We start from the raw sequence: 17906 nt of genomic DNA, 5'->3' as shown, positions 1-17906 counted from the left end.
CCGACACCGGATCGCCATGCTGCATTTGCGGGTGATCTGCCCGACCGAGCGCACCGAGCAAGTTCTCGGTGCGCTCGCGTCGCAGCGGGGCGCGACACACATCGTCGTATTACGTGATGTCGCGGTTCATCCCGCCGGCGACATGGTGGAGGCCGACGTCGCCCGTGAGGCGGCCAACGACGTCGTCGATGCTCTGACCGCTCTCGGCGTCGCCGAGGACGGCGGAATGACGCTCGTACCAGTCGAGACGGTGTTGTCGGCGGCGGCGCGCAAAGCTGAGCGCGACGTGCCGGGTGATCCCGCGGATTCCGTCGTGTGGGAGGAATTGCTGTCCCGCACTCGGGAAGAATCAACTCTCAACGGATTGTTCGTCGCGTTCCTGACGATCGCATGTCTGCTCGCGGCAATCGGCGTTGTCACCGACTCTCAGATCACGATCGTGGGCGCCATGGTCGTCGGCCCGGAGTTCGGGCCGCTGGCCGCGCTGGCTGTGGCACTCGTACGGCGGGATCGACGGTTGCGTCGACGTTCGATTCTCGCGCTCGCCGTCGGATTCCCCATCGCGATGGGCGTGACTCTCGCCGCAACGTTCGTGGTGAAGTTCTTCGGGTGGATGGACGTCGTGAGTCTCGAATCGCTCCACGAGGTCGATTTCGTCTACAAGGTCGGGCCCATCTCGTTTGTGGTCGCGCTTCTTGCCGGTGCGGCTGGAATGCTGGCACTCGTCTCGTCGAAGTCCGCTGCCTTGGTCGGAGTGTTCATCTCCGTCACCACGGTTCCTGCCGCCGGTTTCGCGGTGGTTGCGGCAGCAAACGGAGAATGGCGGATCGCCGGGTTGTCGTCGCTGCAACTGGCTGTCAACCTGCTCGGGATCGTCACTGCCTGCGTGCTCGTTCTCTGGGTCAGGACCCGGGCCGACGAGGAATTCGAAGCAGCGTTGAAAGGCATTTCTCGATTTGTCGACGAGGACAAAACTCCATGACATCGCCGGTTCGGAGTTCTGCTCACCGACAGCAGAATTCTCGCGAGAACTGTGTGCCGGTGTGGCGATTAGGGACTTTCGTCATCACCGCAGGTAGGCGGCAATTTCTATCGCGGTGAGAGCTTGAATTCTCCGCTGTGAGTGGATGAGCTGGGCATGATCGGAGTCACTAACGGGTAAGTTGGTCGGTGATGACCGCATTACTGGCAGACCCCGTTTCCGAAGTCGTCGCAGCTGCTGAGCAGTTGCTGACACGCCGCACAGGGGCACCCGTAACCCTGGTGGATCCAGTCGATCTCGGGGGGAGTGGCCGCACCGTCGTGCTGCGCGTACGTGTCGCCGAGAACCCGTTCTCCCTGCCTCGAACGCTGGTGATCAAGCAGGTCCGCGACAACTTCCAGGGAGCTACCAAAACCGCGATTGCGCTCCCCGCCGCGTCTGAAGGTGACTTCGACGTCGAGACCGCTTTCCTTCGTGAAGCGGTGTCGTATCAGTTCGCCAACGCGCTTGCCAAGGACGCACGCCCCGGCGCCGAACTGTTGGCGTCCGACCTCGATGCTCGCCTCTTGATCCTGAGTGATCTCGGCGACGCCACCGCCATCAGCGTCCGACTCGAAGACTCCGACCCGGACACCGTCACTCACACGCTGATGGCCATGGCGCAGGCCATGGGGCGCATGCACGCCGCGACCGTCGGCCGTGAGGACGACTTCACCGCACTGCTGCGTCGAGCCGAGGTCGCCCATTGCTCCGATGAAGTGGCGGATCAAGTGGGACGCGCAGTGGCCGGTGTTCCCGCGATGTTGGTGGAAAGTCTCGGCATCGATGTGAGCTCGGACATTCTCGAGCAGGTTCGGCACGCGCAGACACTGTTCAGTGGCGGTCGATTCCGCGCCTTCAGTCCGTCGGACCTGTGCCCAGACAACATCATCGTCAACGACGACGGCGTGCAGTTCCTCGACTACGAGTGGGGTGGCTACCGGGACGCCCTCCTCGACATCACCTACGCGTTGGTGTCGTTCCCCGGTTGCCTGTGCAACATCGACCTGACCGAAGAGCGGGCGTCGGCGATGGTCGATGCCTGGCGGGCCGAGGTCGTCGGGATGTGGCCTGCCCTGGCCGACGAGGCCGAATTGGGGCGCAGGATCGTCGAGGCCCAACTCATCTGGGTCTGGCTCAGCACCTATCTGTACCTGCCCGAGGATCATTCACGTATCGCCGCTGTCCGCGAGCACTATCTCTCGATTCCACGGGCCGACGCACTGGTGGGACGCTGGGCAAGGCTCGCGCGTTCGGCGAAGCTCGCCGGCAACGACGCCGTCGAGGCACACGCCCGCGACGTCGTGGCGGCGCTGCGCACCGAGTTCAGTTGAGTCTCTGACTGATCACACGCAGAAGGGCGCCCGTGCATGCAGCACGAGCGCCCTTTTTCGGTCGAGTCCGCTCAGTTGTCGGAGACCAGATCGTTCTCGGACAGGTCCGTCGCCGCGAGGGCCGTCGCCAGATCAGGATGGCGGAACGTCGACGTCACCTGGTCGGCCACGACTCGGAAAGCCGAGGCCAGGGTCGCGGACTTGTCCGGTTCGGCCGCCCACGTTGCGGTCTGTTCGACGACGACCACGCCGTGGTGGACGTACATCTTCCCGGGGACGAGCGTGATGCCGGCGTTGGTGGCCCACTCGCGCAGGGCAGCGAGTCCCTGGCTCGCGCCCTTGGGGCCGCCTACCTCGATGTCGTCACTCGACAACTGCAGAAGTGTGTCGATGTCTTGGGAGTTGAGTGCATCGTGCCACGCGAGGACGGTGGCGATCTCGGAGGTGCTCATGGCGACAACGCTATTACAGCGCCTTTGCCGAGGACGTGAGGGCTGGCGGAACCGCGGGTTGTGTCAAGCGTCGGTGGTCTCTAGTAGCGTCGATTCGTGAGCGATTGGCAAGCGGAAGACAGTGTGGGGGCGAAAGACGGCGTGGTGGCGGAAGACGGCCTGTTCGAGGCAACTCCGGAGGAATCCGCGATCGTCGAGGAACCCGATGTCGTGTCTGTCGCCGAGCGCGTATTGTCCTCGGTGCCGCCCGGTGCTCCTCTGGCGGTCCGCATGCGTCCCCTCACCCTCGGTGAAGTTGTCGGTCAACAGCACCTGCTCGGCCCTGGTGCTCCGCTGCGCAGAATGGTCGAGGGGTCCGGCGCCGCATCGGTTCTCCTGTATGGACCTCCCGGCACCGGCAAGACCACGCTCGCCTCGTTGATCTCGGGCGCTACCGGCCGTCGGTTCGAGGCACTGTCTGCTTTGTCTGCGGGTGTCAAGGAAGTTCGCGGTGTCATCGAACTTGCCCGCCGTCGTCTGCTGAACGGCGAACAGACCGTCTTGTTCATCGACGAGGTCCATCGTTTCTCCAAAACCCAGCAGGACGCCTTGCTCGCCGCGGTCGAGAACCGGATCGTGCTCCTGGTCGGCGCGACCACCGAGAACCCGTCCTTCTCGGTCGTCTCCGCGCTGTTGTCGCGCTCGTTGGTCCTGCAACTGCAATCGCTCACCGCTGCGGATGTCCAGGAACTGCTCGAGCGTGCGGTCACCGACGAGCGCGGGTTCGGGGGAGCGATCGCGATCGACGACGACGCGATGGAACACCTCGTTCGTCTGGCCGCCGGTGACGCACGCCGAGCCCTGACGGCACTGGAGGTCGCTGCCGGAGCTGCACTGGACACGGCCGGTGACGCTTCGGGCCCGGTGGTGCTCGACCTCGCGACCGTCGAGGCCAGTGTCGACAAGGCCGCGGTTCGGTACGACCGTGCCGGAGATCAGCACTACGACGTCATCAGCGCCTTCATCAAGAGCATTCGCGGCTCCGACGTCGATGCCGCCCTGCACTACCTCGCTCGGATGCTGACCGCGGGCGAAGACCCTCGTTTCATCGCGAGGCGTCTGGTGGTTCATGCCAGCGAGGACATCGGCATGGCGGACCCGATGGCGCTGCAGACTGCCACCGCCGCTGCCCAGGCAGTGCAGCTGATCGGTATGCCGGAGGCTCGTCTGGCGCTGGCACAGGCCACCATTCATCTGGCGACGGCTCCCAAATCGGGTGCGGTGATCGCCGCTCTCGGTGCAGCCATGGCCGACGTGGCCGCCGGAAAATCCGGACTGGTACCGCCGCATCTGCGTGACGGGCACTACAAGGGTGCCGAGCAATTGGGCAACGCAGTCGGATACAAGTACCCGCACGACACACGTGATGGTGTTCTGCGGCAACAGTATCCACCGGACGATCTGGTGGGTGTCGACTATTACCAGCCCACCGCACACGGCAACGAGCGAGAGATCGCCGATCGGGTGAGCAAACTCCGCCGAATCGTTCGTGGCTGACGCCTGCCAGGTTCCACCGGTCGACGCGTTAGTCTGGACACCCATAGCTCGACGCTCTTGAAGGTAAGGACCGGTTAGTGCAAACCCACGAGATCCGCAGGCGATTCCTCGACCACTTCGTCAAGGCCGGCCACACCGAGGTGCCCAGCGCCTCGCTGATTCTCGACGACCCGAACCTTCTGTTCGTCAACGCGGGCATGGTTCCGTTCGTGCCGTTCTTCCTCGGGCAGCAGACGCCGTCCTATTCGCGCGCGACGTCGGTGCAGAAGTGTGTCCGCACCCTGGACATCGAGGAGGTCGGCATCACCACCCGCCACAACACCTTCTTCCAGATGGCGGGCAACTTCTCCTTCGGTGACTATTTCAAGAAGGAAGCCATCTCCCACGCCTGGCAGTTGCTGACAGGTTCGGTCGAGGACGGCGGATACGGCATCGATCCCACGCGCTTGTGGGCAACCGTCTATCTCGACGACGACGAAGCGTTCTCGATCTGGCGCGACGAGGTCGGTGTGCCCGAAGAGCGCATCCAGCGCCGCGGCATGAAGGACAACTACTGGTCCATGGGCATTCCCGGACCGTGCGGCCCCTGCTCGGAGATCTTCTACGACCGCGGCGCCGAGTACGGCGTCGAGGGTGGCCCAGAAGCCGACGAGGATCGCTACATCGAGATCTGGAACCTCGTGTTCATGCAGAACGAGCGCGGCGAGGGCACCAACAAGGGCGACTACCCGATCCTCGGACCGCTGCCGAAGAAGAACATCGACACCGGCATGGGCGTCGAGCGCGTTGCGTTCCTCCTGCAAGGCGTCGAAAACGTCTACGAGACAGACCTTCTCCGCCCCGTCATCGACAAGGCCGCCGAACTGACCGGCAGCGTGTACGGGACCGATCACACTTCTGACGTCCGTTTCCGCGTCATCGCCGACCACGCACGCACCGCCGCGATGTTGATCGCCGACGGTGTGAACCCCGGCAACTACGGCCGCGGATACGTCCTGCGCCGGTTGCTGCGTCGCATCGTGCGCTCGGCCAAACTGCTCGGCAGCGAGCAGCCCACCATGCGCGAGTTCATGATCGTCGTCCGCGACACGATGGCGCCGTCGTACCCGGTTCTGGAAACCGACTTCACGCGCATCGAGAACGTTGCCGTCGGTGAGGAGACCGCGTTCCTCAAGACGCTGGCGTCGGGTTCGGCCCTGTTCGAGAATGCTGCCGAGACGGTCAAGTCGTCCGGAAAGTCGGTCATCGCCGGCGATCAGGCGTTTGCACTGCACGACACCTACGGCTTCCCGATCGACCTCACGCTCGAAATGGCATCCGAGGCCGGTCTCACCGTCGACGAAGACGGCTTCCGCACGCTCATGGCCGAGCAGCGCAAGCGCGCCAAGGACGACGCTCAAGCGCGCAAGCACGCGCATGCGGACCTCACGGTCTACAAGGAACTGCTCGATCGAGGTGCCACCGAGTTCACCGGTTTCGACGAGCTCGTCTCCGAGGCTCACGTCCTCGCACTGATCGTCGACGGTGTCCGCGTGCCGGTCGCGAAGGCCGGTCAGGACGTCGAGGTAATCCTCGACCGCAGCCCGCTCTACGCAGAGTCCGGTGGACAGATCGCCGACATCGGTTCGCTCACCGCGCCGGGCCTCGAAGCCAAGGTCAACGACGTGCAGAAGATCGCCAAGAAGGTCTGGACGCACAAGGTGACGGTGCAGAAGGGCGAGATCACCGAGGGCGACGTCGTGCTCGCGCACGTCGACGCCGAGTGGCGCAAGGGTGCAACCCAGGGGCACTCCGGTACCCACATGGTGCACGCGGCGCTGCGTCAGGTGCTCGGCCCCAACGCCGTTCAGGCGGGTTCGCTCAACAAGCCGGGTTACCTCCGCTTCGATTTCTCCTGGCAGGGTGCGCTGTCCGACTCTCAGAAGCAGGACATCGAGGCACTCACCAACGAAGCCGTGGCGTCCAACTACGCGGTCAACACATTTGTCACGGATCTCGACAAGGCCAAGGCGATGGGTGCGATGGCACTCTTCGGTGAGAACTACGGCGACGAGGTTCGTGTCGTCGAAATCGGCGGTCCGTTCTCGATGGAACTGTGCGGCGGTACTCACGTCGGAAGCTCCGCCCAGATCGGTCAGGTCACGCTGCTCGGTGAGCAGTCGGTCGGCTCCGGAATCCGACGCGTCGAGGCGTACGTCGGTTTGGACTCCTACCGCTACCTCGCCAAGGAACGCGCTCTCCTCGCCGGACTCTCCTCCTCACTGAAGGTTCCTTCGGAAGAGGTACCCGCCCGCGTCGAGGCGCTCGTCGAGCGACTCAAGGTGGCCGAGAAGGAACTCGAGCAGACCAAGGCCAAGGCTGTGCTGGCGTCGGCAGGCGAGTACGTCTCCAAGGCCAAGCGCATCGGTAGCGTCCTGGTCATTGCCGAGCCTGCTCCCGCGGGAGTCGGCGGCAACGATCTGCGCAGCCTCGTCACGGACATCAAGGGCCGACTCGGCTCCGAACCCGCCGTCGTAGCTCTCCTCGGTGACGTCGACGGCAAGGTCCCGTTCGTGGTCGCATCCAGCAAGGCGGCCCAGGGTCTCGGTGTGAAGGCCGGCGAGCTTGTCGCGTCCTTCGGTCCCAAGATCGGTGGCCGCGGCGGCGGAAAGCCCGACATGGCCCAGGGCTCGGGTTCGGACTCTGCCGGAATCCCGGCGGCGCTCGATGCGATCCGGGACAGAGTCGGAGAGCTGGCGGGCGGCAGCTGACGGTGGTGGCTACGCAGCAGGGTCCCGATCGCCCCGGCATCGACGACCCTGGTCGCGGGCGGCGCATCGCCATCGACGTCGGCAGTGTTCGCATCGGCGTCGCGTCAAGCGACCCAGACGGCATCCTCGCGACACCGGTGGAAACGGTTCCACGCTCGAAGGAGCGTGGGCCCGACGCGCCGGATATCCGGCGCATTATCGCCATCGTGTCCGAATACGAGGCCGTTGAGGTTATCGTCGGACTGCCACAGACGCTGCGCGGTGAGCAAGGTAAAGCCGCCGGTATCGCGACTGCATTCGCCAAACGACTGCAGCGGGCCGTCGAACCGATCCCGGTGAGATTGTCCGACGAACGACTGACGACCGTCACGGCTGCGCGCAACCTCCGCGAAAGTGGAGTCAAGGCACGCGGCCAGCGGCCGATGATCGATCAGGCTGCGGCGGTGGAAATCCTGCAAGGCTGGCTGGACGAGCGGAGTAGAGCTGTGAAACCAGGGGAGTCGTCGAAGGACGCTGCACTGGAGGGCGATCTGTGAACGCGCGGTGGGATGAGGGCGGCGGAAGCCGGCCCACCAGTTCGTTCGACTTCGACAACGACGAGACCATGGTCATGCGTGCGTTGCCGCAGAACATCGATCCGCCGCATATGTCGCGAGCGGAGGCACGCAAGCAACGCGAAGCGCGCAACAAGCGCGCCAAGCGAGGTAAGAAGGTTGGTGTTCTCGCTCTCCTGGTGTTGGTGATCGCGGTTCTCGGTGTCGGTGCATACGGTGCCCTCTGGTACATGGATCGCAACAAGGCCGCGGAGGACTTCGCCGGCCCGGGCGGCGCACCCGTGGTCATCCAGATCAACAGTGGAGAAACCGCATCGGAGATCGGTGCGACGCTGGAGGCGAAGAACGTCGTCGCGAGTTCCGCTGCTTTCTACAACGCTGCGATCGCCAATCCGTCGGAGATCCAGAAGGTACAACCCGGCTTCTACCAGGTGCCGGTGCAGAGTAGTGCCGCGAGCGCACTCGACAGTTTGGTTGCCCCGGACTCCCGAGTCGGCAGTGTTGTCATCGCCGAAGGGCGTCAGCTGCACGACAGTTCGGACGCGCAGACGGGCTCGCTCAAGAAGGGCATCTACAACCTCATTTCCGAGGCGAGTTGTGTCGGCCCGGTTTCCGCTCAGAAGTGCGTCTCGACGGACGAATTGAACACTGCGGGAGCGTCTTCCGATCTGGCTTCGCTCGGCGTGCCGGACTGGGCGATGTCGTCGGTCAAGAGCGTGCCGGACAAGGACCGTCAGCTCGAAGGCCTGATCGCTGCCAGCAGTTGGGATTTCGACCCCACTGCGACGCCGACCGAGATCCTGCGTTCGTTGGTCGAGGGCAGCGCCGCTAAGTACGAGGCCACCGGGATCCTGACAGCAGGCAGCGGAGTCGGAATGTCGCCGTACCAGTTGTTGGTGGCAGCGTCGCTGGTCGAGCGTGAGGCATTGCCTGGCGACATGGCCAAGGTCGCGCGGGTGATCGTCAACCGACTCGCAGTCGATCAGCCTTTGCAGTTCGACTCCACGGTCAACTACTCACTCGACACCACCGAGGTCGCCACGACCGATGCGGACCGTGAGCGCGTCACGCCCTGGAACACGTACGCAATGCCCGGTCTGCCTGCGACGCCTATTGCTTCACCGAGCATCGACGCGCTGAAGGCCGTGGAATCTCCGGCGGCCGGTGACTGGTTGTACTTCGTCACGATCAACAAGGAAGGCCAGACGCTCTTCACCAAGAGTTACGAGGAGCATCTGGCCAACATCGAACTGGCACAGCAAAGTGGGATTCTCGACAGTGGACGGTAGTACCGCGACTTCGCTCGCGACGCCGCGTAAGGCGGCAGTTCTCGGAAGCCCGATCGCTCACTCGAAGTCGCCGTTGCTGCACCTTGCTGCGTACGAGGCTTTGGGTCTGAGCGATTGGACCTACGAGCGGATCGAATGCACCGGCGAGCAGTTGCCTGCCCTCGTTGACTCACTCGGCCCCGAATGGGTCGGCCTCTCCGTGACGATGCCGGGCAAGATCGCAGCACTCGACTATGCCACCGAACGCACACCGCGAGCGGTGACCATAGGCTCGGCCAACACCTTGGTCCGCATCGACGGCGGTTGGCGTGCCGACTGCACGGACGTCGACGGAGTCAGCGGTGCGTTGATCGCCGGCGGCGTCGGCGATCTCAGCGGCACTTCGGCGGTAGTCGTCGGCGCGGGCGGCACCGCGCGGCCGGCATTGGTCGCGTTGGCCGACATGGGAGTTCGGACAGTCACCGTGGTCGCGCGTGATCCGGGGCGAGCATCCGGTGCCATCGAATGCGGCAGTGCTGTCGGGTTGGGCATTGATCTGGTCTCTTTCGACGACGCACGACTCGGTGGGATCTGTGCCGAATCCTCGGTCTTGGTCAGCACCGTTCCCGCAGAAGCGGCCGCGCCTTTCGCCCAGCAACTGGGGAGGGCACGATTTGTCCTCGACGCGATCTACAACCCCTGGCCGACGCCACTCGCTTCGGTTGTCGAGGCGGCTGGTGGCACGGTGATCGGTGGCCTCGAGATGTTGCTCAATCAGGCCTTCGGGCAGGTAGAGCAGTTCACGGGCAAGCCCGCTCCGCGAGAGGCGATGGCAGCCGCTATCGCTTAGCTCTGTTCACAGTGTCGAGGTAGTCCACAAGACGATTCGTAGTGTGCCGCTGGTGAACGCTAGACACCAAGCTCGAAACCATGTGGACGTTGGTGGTCTTGGCAGGCGCTGGGGTAGTCGGTGGTGTCGGTGCTCGGGCGATCGTCGACAGTTGGTTGCGACGACACGGTTATCGACCAGTCGTGGCTCTCTGTTGTGTGCCCCAGTGCGGTGTCGCCACAGGTTGGGTTGCCGTCGGCGCACTGAATACCTCGGTGGTGCAACTGATCTCAGGTCTTGCCGTGGTGTGGTGGTGCGTCGCAATCTCGACTGTCGACCTGGCCGTGCGCCGGCTGCCCAACAGTTTCACGCTGCCGGGTTACGTCGTCGTGATGGTCTACGCGGCGGCGTCGGGAACGGTGTGGGTTGCTGCAGTGGGATCGGCACTGCTCGCCGGAATCCACCTCCTGGCGCACGTGATGTCGCCTGGTTCCATGGGACTCGGCGATGTGAAGCTCTCTCTTCCGTTGGGCGCTCTGACCGGATTGGTGGGCGCTGACGCCTGGCTGTGGTCGTTGGTGTCTGCATCGGTGCTCACCGCAACCCTGGGTGTCGTGATCGAACTGCGAAAACTGGGCCGGCGACAGTCGGGGCCGGTAGCCCACAATTCGCCCATCGCGCACGGTCCCTCGATGTGCCTGGCAGCCTGCGGTTCGACGGCGTTTGCCTGGTTGACGTGACGAGTGCAACATCCGCGGAAAACCTTGCGTTATTGACTATTCAACGACGGACCGTGATCTGCAGGAAAGACGTAACCGTCGGTTTCATAAAGGCGGGTATCGCAGGCGCGCAGTCCCAGCATGCGGCGAGTCGGACTTGCCGAATGTCCACTCCCTGACGTTGACTGAGGCTTCGGAAATGGGACAAAACGAATCTCGTTTCGCACTCGATTATCGGGGGAACCTATGCGCACAAGGCTTTTCGTCGCTGCGGCAGCCTGTTTGGCGGCTGTGGCTGCAGGGGCGGGCGTCGCCGGCGCCGCGCCTGCACCTTCGTCGGTGGCACTGGGCGGGGGCTCAGGAATCCTGCTGCCGGACGTGGATCATTCCGATCCGGAGCAAGTTGCGGCGTGCACGTTGACCGCGGTCGGATACGACAACGCCGGCTCGCTCGTGGCACTCACCGCCGGACACTGCGGAGTTGTCGGGGACCGGGTGTTCGCCGAATACCTGCCCGAAGCCGGCCCCATCGGTCGGTTCTCCTACTCGAGTCCGGTCTCGGATATCGCGGTGATCGATCTCGACGACGCGAAGGTAGCCCCGCTACGTACCGTCGGCGGCACGACGATCAACGGAATCGGCGCTCCGCCGGCACCGGGCACGATCGTGTGCAAGGAAGGCCGTTCGACCGGCAACACGTGCGGTATCACCTGGGGCTACGACTCCGTCTACGGTGAAATTGTCGAGCACACGTGCTCGATTCCCGGAGACTCCGGTGGACCACTCGTCGTCGGCGATCGCCTGGTGGGCTTGATCAGCAACGGCTTCGAACCGTACTGCTTCGAGCCGCTCCCGCCGCCGTTCCATGCTCCCGACAACTCGGCGGACATCAACATCGGTTTGGCTGACATCAATGCCAACGGTGGAGGATTCCGCCTGTTCTAGGCCCGCAGGAACCTCTGAGATGGCCCACACGCATCGTGCGTGTGGGCCATCTGCGTTCACCCGGAGGGCCACTGTGACAACTGAGGTCCGCGACGTGGAAAGATGGTCGGCGTGCTGCGTTGGATAACTGCCGGAGAATCCCATGGTCCCGCCCTCGTCGCGATGCTCGAGGGCATGGTCGCGGGGGTCGAAGTGACCTCTGAGGCCATCTCGTCCGAACTTGCCCGTCGTCGACTCGGTTACGGCCGTGGCGCGCGGATGAAGTTCGAGGCCGACAAGGTCACCATCATCGGTGGTGTCCGCCACGGATTTACGCTCGGTGGCCCCGTGGCCATCGAAATCGGCAACACCGAGTGGCCCAAGTGGGAAACCATCATGTCCGCCGACCCGGTCGACCCGGACCTGCTCGCCGATCAGGCTCGCAATGCCCCGCTGACGCGCCCGCGTCCCGGTCACGCCGATTACAGCGGCATGCTCAAGTACGGCTTCAACGACGCGCGTCCCGTCCTCGAGCGCGCCAGCGCTCGCGAGACCGCAGCCCGTGTAGCCGCCGGAACAGTCGCACGGTCGTTCCTGCGTCAGGTATTCGGTGCCGAGGTCGTTTCACACGTTATTTCCATCGGTGCTTCCGAGCCTTACGTCGGGCCCGTGCCGGAGGGCAAGGACCTGGACGCGATCGACGCGAGCCCGGTCCGCGCATTCGACAAGGCTGCAGAAGAGTCGATGATCGCCGAAATCGAATCGGCCAAGAAGGACGGCGACACCCTCGGTGGCGTCGTCGAGGTCGTCATCCACGGCCTGCCGGTCGGACTCGGCACCTTCGTCAGTGGCGCCGAGCGTCTCGATTCACGACTTGCCGCTGCCCTCATGGGAATTCAGGCCATCAAGGGCGTCGAGGTCGGTGACGGCTTCGAGACCGCGCGCCGTCGTGGCAGCGAAGCTCACGACGAAATCCGCCCGGGCCCGGACGGCATCGTGCGCTCCACCAACCGCGCAGGCGGTATCGAAGGTGGCATGACCAATGGTGAGGCCCTTCGAGTTCGCGCCGCGATGAAGCCGATCTCGACGGTTCCGCGCGCTCTGGCGACGGTCGACATGGAGAGCGGCGAGGAAGCGGTTGCCATCCACCAGCGCAGCGATGTGTGCGCGGTTCCGGCCGCCGGCGTCGTCGCCGAATCGATGGTTGCGCTTGTCGTGGCTCAGGCCGCACTCGAAAAGTTCGGTGGTGATTCCATTGCTGAAACCACTGCCAACTACCGTCGTTACGCCGAGGGCATCGCAGCCCGACCGCCTCGATAGGACTCACGTATCGATGAAGCCGAAGGCTGTACTCATCGGTCCGCCCGGTGCCGGCAAATCGACCATCGGTCGACGTCTCGCGCAGGCACTCGAACTCGAATTGGTCGATACCGACGCCGAGATCGAACGGACCACGGGTAGAACGATCCCGGAGATCTTCACCCATGACGGAGAGCCTCGGTTTCGTGAGATCGAGGAATCGGTGGTTCGCGACGCGTTGCAGGCCACCGACGGAATCGTCTCGCTCGGCGGTGGTGCGATCCTGTCCGATCGCACGCGCGAACTGCTCCAGGGTCACACGGTCATCTACCTGGAGATCAGTGTCGCCGAAGGGCTTCGCCGCACGGGGGCGAACAATCATCGTCCGCTGCTGGCCGGCGGAGATCCCAAGGTCAAGTACCAAGAGCTGATGAGGCGTCGTCGTCCGCTGTACCGGCGTTCGGCCACGATTCGGATTCGGACGGACGGCCGAAGCCCGGCGCGTGTCGTCGGGCAATTGGTGTCGAAACTTCAAGACAAATGAACAACCGGAGCGGAGTAGTGGAGCAGTGACCGAACCCGTACGTGTAGAGGTGAAGACCGCAAGTCCCTACCCGGTCGTGATCGGCCGCGGCCTGCTCGGTGACCTTGTTGCCGAGTTCGACGGCGCGCGCACTGTCGCGATCTTCCATCAGCCGCCGCTGGCGGAGACCGCGGAGGCTGTACGGGCTGCATTGGCGGAGAAGGGAATCGACGCTCACCGCATCGAAATCCCCGACGCCGAGGACGGTAAGGATCTTGCCGTCGCGGGCTTCTGCTGGGACGTGCTCGGCCGGATCGGCCTGACTCGCAGCGACGCGATCATGAGCTTGGGCGGGGGAGCGGCGACCGACCTCACCGGCTTCGTAGCGGCTACGTGGATGCGTGGTGTCAAGGTTGTTCACGTCCCCACCACTTTGCTCGCGATGGTCGACGCAGCAGTGGGCGGCAAGACCGGTATCAACACCGAAGCGGGCAAGAACCTCGTCGGTTCGTTCCACGAACCGGGAGCGGTGTTCATCGATCTCGCGACGCTCGAGACTGTGCCGCACAACGAGATCGTTGCGGGCATGGCCGAGGTCATCAAGACCGGATTCATCGCCGACCCGGTGATCCTGGATCTCATCGAAGCCGATCCCAAGGCTGCTCTCGATCCGTCGGGAACTGTTCTGCCCGAGCTGATTCGGCGCTCCGTCGAGGTCAAGGCCAAGGTCGTGGCCGCGGATCTGCGCGAGTCGGATCTGCGCGAAATCCTCAACTACGGCCACACACTCGGCCACGCGATCGAACGTCGTGAACGCTACAAGTGGCGCCACGGTGCCGCCGTCTCCGTCGGCCTGGTCTTCGCTGCCGAACTCGGACGGCTCGCGGGCCGACTCGACGACGCCACCGCCGATCGTCACAAGTCGATCCTCGATCTCGTCGGGCTGCCGACGTCGTACGACGGTGATGCGTTCGGCGATCTGATGAAGGGAATGCAGACCGACAAGAAGAACCGTGCCGGGCTGCTCCGTTTCGTGGTCCTCGACGGCCTCGCCAAGCCGGGCCGCCTCGAAGGGCCGGATCCGAGCCTGCTGGTCGCGGCATACTCCGCGATCGCCCGTGATCCTCGGCCGGCCGGCGGAACGGTCCTGCTGTGAGGATCAACGTCGTCAACGGACCCAATCTGGGGCGTCTGGGTAAGCGTCAGCCCGAGGTCTACGGCGCGACCACACACGACGATCTGATCGAATTGTGCGTCGCGGCAGGTAAGGACCTCGGCGTCGAGGTGATCGTCCGTCAGAGCGATCACGAAGGCGATCTGCTCGGTTGGATCCACGACGCGGCGGACGCGGGGGAACCGGTGATCCTCAATGCCGGTGGCTTGACGCACACGTCGGTGGTCCTGCGAGATGCATGCGCCGAACTGACCGCAGGTCTCGTCGAGGTGCACATCTCGAACGTTCATGCGCGAGAAGAGTTTCGGCACCATTCCTACCTGAGTCCGATTGCGACCGGCGTGATCGTCGGACTCGGCGTCGCCGCGTATCCGCTGGCGATCAGGTTCCTCGCCGAGCGAGGCTGAACGAGGGAATTCGAAAAGCCGACCATACGAATGCGGCCCCGAGGAAAATTTCCTCGGGGCCGCATTCGGTTGTGTGGACGGCGGGCGTTACTGCTCGCGCTTGCCCAGATCGATCGCTGGGAAGACCGCGGTATCGGCGTCGGATTCCTCGACGGACATGGCGGCTCCGCTGTATGCGTGCTGCTCGGTGGGGGAGTCGTAGCCCTCGCTGACGGGCACCGGTTCGTGGTGACGCTCGTGGGACGGGGTCTGCGGAGCGGTTCCGTTCTTGCGCTGTTCACGACTGACGAAGAAACGTCCGACGGTGATGGCGATCATGGCAGGGACGAAGATGAGAAGGATCGTGAACGCCGCACCGGAGGTCACCTCGAAGAACAAGCCCTGCTGAGTGAGTTCGAGGGAGGGGACCAGGCTGAGTGCCCAGCTGGCAGCGCCGGCGACGAATCCGCCGACCAAAGCAGCTTTGAGCCACAGCATGGTCAGATCGGCGCCGTCCTCGGGTTCGGGGAAGTTTCGGCGGTCGCGAATGCCGTCGATACCACCCCAGATCGCGGCGAAGACGATGACGATCAACAGGGACAGCCAGCGCAGGGTGGACCCCTGAAGTGGCCACTGTGCGATTGCTGCACCGAGCAATGCACGAAACACAACATGTATCAGGGCCATGCCGAGGCCACGTACCAACCACGCATTCATGGGTACAGCCTAACTAGAACCCATTACACCTTGTGGCCTAACCCACACTTATTGCTGTAACCGTGAGTTTCGAGTTGATCGGCAGGTCTGCCAGGGCGGTAGGTTCGAGGGATGCCGGTCGACTTCAGAACACGCCGTGAATCCCTCAGACGCCTCCTCGCGGAGCGCGAACTCGACGCGATTCTCGTCACAGATCTCCTCAACATCAGGTACCTCACCGGTTTCACCGGTTCCAATGCTGCGCTCGTCGTCAGTGCGTCCGATTCGGCGTCCGACGAACGCGCGACGGTGATCTGCACCGACGGTCGTTACGTGACGCAGGTGGCGGAGCAGGTTCCGGACCTGCGCGCTGAAATCGCCCGTTCGAGTGCTGCGCACTTGATCGAGAAGTCGACGATGCCCGTTCTCGCGTTCGAGTCACACGTCGCGACGTTCGCCGAACATCGCGCATGGACCGAGGCAGCACCGAAGATCCGGTTCGAACCGGTGAGTGGACTCGTCGAACAGTTGCGCATGGTCAAGGACGAGCACGAGGTGGAGTTGTTGCGCGCCGCATGCACTTCAGCCGATGTCGCGTTGGCGCAGTTGATCGCTCGCGGCGGTCTGCGACCTGGCCGAACCGAACGAGAGGTCGGTCGTGAACTGGAAAACCTCATGCTCGACAACGGCGCAGACGGTATTTCCTTCGAGACGATCGTGGCGGCAGGCGTCAACTCGGCGATTCCGCATCACCGACCGACCGACGCGATCCTGGCGTCGGGTGACTTCGTGAAACTCGACTTCGGCGCACAGGTCGGTGGGTACCACTCGGACATGACCCGGACGTACGTGCTCGAGTCCGTTTCCGATTGGCAACGGGAGATTTACGAACTCGTCGCGCGGTCACAAGCTGCCGGTTGCGATGCCCTCGCTCCGGGTGTCGAATGTGCGGCCGTGGACGCCGCCGCCCGTTCGGTGATCGACGATGCAGGCTACGGCGAGTTGTTCCTGCACGGCCTCGGCCACGGTGTCGGCCTCGAAATCCACGAAGCACCGGGAATCGGCAAGCTCGGCACCGGTACACTTCTTTCCGGCGCGGCGGTGACCGTCGAGCCGGGCGTGTACTTCTCCGGGCGCGGAGGTGTACGGATCGAGGACACGCTCGTTGTTCGTGAGCAGGGGCCAGAGCTGCTCACACTGACCGCAAAAGACCTTACCGTCGTCTGAGACGGTTTCCCGACCCCTAGGAGACGCGAAGCAAGTGGCTTCCACCAGTGATTTCAAGAATGGTCTGGTTCTGCAGATCGAAGGCCAGCTGTGGACGATCATCGAGTTCCAGCATGTCAAGCCCGGCAAGGGCCCTGCCTTCGTGCGCACCAAGCTCAAGAACGTGCTCTCGGGCAAGGTAGTGGACAAGACGTTCAACGCCGGTGTGAAGGTCGAGACCGCCACGGTCGACCGTCGTGACATGACCTACCTGTACCACGACGGCAGCGACTACATCTTCATGGACGGCGACACCTACGACCAGGTGTCGATCAGTGAATCCACCGTCGGCGACCAGTCGCGTTTCCTGCTCGAGAACATGGCCGTCCAGGTCGCGACCCACGAAGACGTTCCCCTCTTCGTCGAGCTTCCGGTCACGGTCGAGCTCGTCGTCAAGCACACCGATCCGGGCCTGCAGGGCGACCGCTCCACCGGCGGCACCAAGCCTGCCACCCTCGAGACCGGTGCCGAGATCAACGTGCCGCTCTTCATCAACACCGGTGACAAGCTCAAGGTCGATTCCCGTGACGGCAACTACCTCGGGCGTGTGAATTCCTGAGTGTCCGGCACACATAAGAAACTCGGTGCACGCCACAAGGCGCGCAAGCGTGCCGTCGACTTCCTCTTCGAAGCCGAGGCACGTGACCTCGATCCGGTCGCGCTCGCATCGGAGCGTTCCGATCTGTCCGTCGAGGACGACGCGGTAGCACCCGTCGCGGCCTACACCGTCACGTTGGTGTCCGGCGTTGCGGAGAATCTGGACCGGATCGATCAGGTCATCTCCTCGCATCTGCAGGATTGGACGCTCGAGCGTCTGCCCGCCGTCGACCGTGCGATTCTGCGTATCGCCGTGTGGGAGCTCTTCCATGCGACGGACGTTCCGCCGGTTGTCGCCGTGGACGAGGCCGTCGAACTCGCGAAGCAGCTCTCGACGGACGACTCTCCGGGATTCGTCAACGGAATCCTCGGTCAGGTCGTTCTCGTTGCGCCGCAGGTTCGATCGGCTGCAGCTGCGACCTCGCAGCGCGCGCAGGAATCGGATTCGGGTACCGAGTAGCAAGTTCTGTTCCACCACCGCCGTGCGAGTGTCACCGTGCGCGTTGTGTGTCTGCACACAACCGGTCGAAGTCGCTGCTCGCACGGCGGGATCAGGTCTGTCGGCTGATAGGGTGGGG

At 63.9% G+C, this 17906-nt stretch carries 18 protein-coding genes; 16 read left to right on the top strand and 2 right to left on the bottom strand.

Annotated elements, in window-relative coordinates:
- The first annotated feature begins 16 nt into the window (after positions 1-16).
- Both AC1DWA_RS21505 and AC1DWA_RS21500 read left to right on the top strand, forming a co-directional pair.
- Positions 17-982: a DUF389 domain-containing protein gene (locus AC1DWA_RS21505; protein ID WP_195791791.1), complete on the top strand. Its 966-nt coding sequence runs from the start codon at positions 17-19 to the stop codon at positions 980-982.
- Between the two features lie 191 nt (positions 983-1173).
- On the top strand, positions 1174-2355 hold the full coding sequence (locus AC1DWA_RS21500; protein WP_021344212.1) for a protein kinase family protein: 1182 nt from the start codon (positions 1174-1176) through the stop codon (positions 2353-2355).
- A gap of 71 nt (positions 2356-2426) precedes the next feature.
- Here AC1DWA_RS21500 and AC1DWA_RS21495 read toward each other — a convergent pair whose 3' ends face one another.
- Positions 2427-2807, bottom strand: coding sequence for a nuclear transport factor 2 family protein (locus AC1DWA_RS21495; RefSeq protein ID WP_019748359.1), 381 nt, complete (start codon positions 2805-2807; stop codon positions 2427-2429).
- Positions 2808-2996: 189 nt separating this feature from the next.
- Here AC1DWA_RS21495 and AC1DWA_RS21490 point away from each other — a divergent pair, with 189 nt between their 5' ends.
- From AC1DWA_RS21490 to aroQ, 11 genes are all read left to right on the top strand, one after another.
- Positions 2997-4343, top strand: coding sequence for a replication-associated recombination protein A (locus AC1DWA_RS21490; RefSeq protein ID WP_477846769.1), 1347 nt, complete (start codon positions 2997-2999; stop codon positions 4341-4343).
- Between the two features lie 77 nt (positions 4344-4420).
- On the top strand, positions 4421-7093 hold the full coding sequence (gene alaS, locus AC1DWA_RS21485; RefSeq protein WP_477846744.1) for an alanine--tRNA ligase: 2673 nt from the start codon (positions 4421-4423) through the stop codon (positions 7091-7093).
- Between the two features lie 2 nt (positions 7094-7095).
- Positions 7096-7629: a Holliday junction resolvase RuvX gene (gene ruvX / locus AC1DWA_RS21480; protein ID WP_003944838.1), complete on the top strand. Its 534-nt coding sequence runs from the start codon at positions 7096-7098 to the stop codon at positions 7627-7629.
- Positions 7626-8936: an endolytic transglycosylase MltG gene (gene mltG, locus AC1DWA_RS21475; RefSeq protein ID WP_019748362.1), complete on the top strand. Its 1311-nt coding sequence runs from the start codon at positions 7626-7628 to the stop codon at positions 8934-8936. The genes ruvX and mltG overlap by 4 nt, the downstream gene beginning before the upstream one ends.
- Positions 8926-9765 (top strand): shikimate dehydrogenase, encoded by an 840-nt coding sequence (locus AC1DWA_RS21470; protein WP_020907690.1) that lies wholly within the window; start codon positions 8926-8928, stop codon positions 9763-9765. Before mltG ends, AC1DWA_RS21470 begins: the two co-directional genes overlap by 11 nt.
- 80 nt (positions 9766-9845) lie before the next feature.
- Entirely contained in the window at positions 9846-10484 is a 639-nt protein-coding gene (locus tag AC1DWA_RS21465; protein ID WP_097387380.1) for a prepilin peptidase, read from the top strand.
- A gap of 225 nt (positions 10485-10709) precedes the next feature.
- Positions 10710-11408 (top strand): S1 family peptidase, encoded by a 699-nt coding sequence (locus tag AC1DWA_RS21460; RefSeq protein WP_020907692.1) that lies wholly within the window; start codon positions 10710-10712, stop codon positions 11406-11408.
- A gap of 111 nt (positions 11409-11519) precedes the next feature.
- Positions 11520-12707: a chorismate synthase gene (gene aroC, locus AC1DWA_RS21455; RefSeq protein WP_003944974.1), complete on the top strand. Its 1188-nt coding sequence runs from the start codon at positions 11520-11522 to the stop codon at positions 12705-12707.
- 13 nt (positions 12708-12720) lie between these two features.
- The gene (locus AC1DWA_RS21450) at positions 12721-13230 is read left to right on the top strand and encodes a shikimate kinase (protein WP_020907693.1); all 510 of its coding nucleotides are present in this window, start codon (positions 12721-12723) and stop codon (positions 13228-13230) included.
- Positions 13231-13255: 25 nt separating this feature from the next.
- A complete protein-coding gene (gene aroB / locus AC1DWA_RS21445) occupies positions 13256-14365 on the top strand; it encodes a 3-dehydroquinate synthase (RefSeq protein WP_020907694.1) in 1110 nt (369 codons plus the stop codon).
- Entirely contained in the window at positions 14362-14790 is a 429-nt protein-coding gene (gene aroQ / locus AC1DWA_RS21440; protein WP_020907695.1) for a type II 3-dehydroquinate dehydratase, read from the top strand. The genes aroB and aroQ overlap by 4 nt, the downstream gene beginning before the upstream one ends.
- A gap of 87 nt (positions 14791-14877) precedes the next feature.
- On the opposite strand, the gene AC1DWA_RS21435 is transcribed toward aroQ, so the two are convergent.
- Complete coding sequence (locus tag AC1DWA_RS21435) at positions 14878-15486, bottom strand: B-4DMT family transporter (RefSeq protein WP_019748369.1); 609 nt, start codon at positions 15484-15486, stop codon at positions 14878-14880.
- Between the two features lie 111 nt (positions 15487-15597).
- On the opposite strand from AC1DWA_RS21435, the gene AC1DWA_RS21430 reads away from it, so the two are divergent.
- Genes AC1DWA_RS21430 through nusB form a run of 3 tightly spaced genes read left to right on the top strand, consistent with a single transcriptional unit; the run spans position 15598 to position 17788 of the window.
- The gene (locus tag AC1DWA_RS21430) at positions 15598-16692 is read left to right on the top strand and encodes a M24 family metallopeptidase (RefSeq protein WP_020907697.1); all 1095 of its coding nucleotides are present in this window, start codon (positions 15598-15600) and stop codon (positions 16690-16692) included.
- A 34-nt stretch (positions 16693-16726) separates the two neighbouring features.
- The gene (gene efp, locus AC1DWA_RS21425) at positions 16727-17290 is read left to right on the top strand and encodes an elongation factor P (protein ID WP_003944958.1); all 564 of its coding nucleotides are present in this window, start codon (positions 16727-16729) and stop codon (positions 17288-17290) included.
- Positions 17291-17788 (top strand): transcription antitermination factor NusB, encoded by a 498-nt coding sequence (nusB, locus tag AC1DWA_RS21420; protein ID WP_477846743.1) that lies wholly within the window; start codon positions 17291-17293, stop codon positions 17786-17788. It abuts the gene before it with no gap.
- Positions 17789-17906: the final 118 nt, after the last annotated feature.

This window comes from Rhodococcus sp. P4_F3_2 (genome assembly GCF_056401335.1).
Note: the sequence above shows the minus strand (reverse complement) of the source record. Positions and strands in the feature narration are given on the sequence as shown.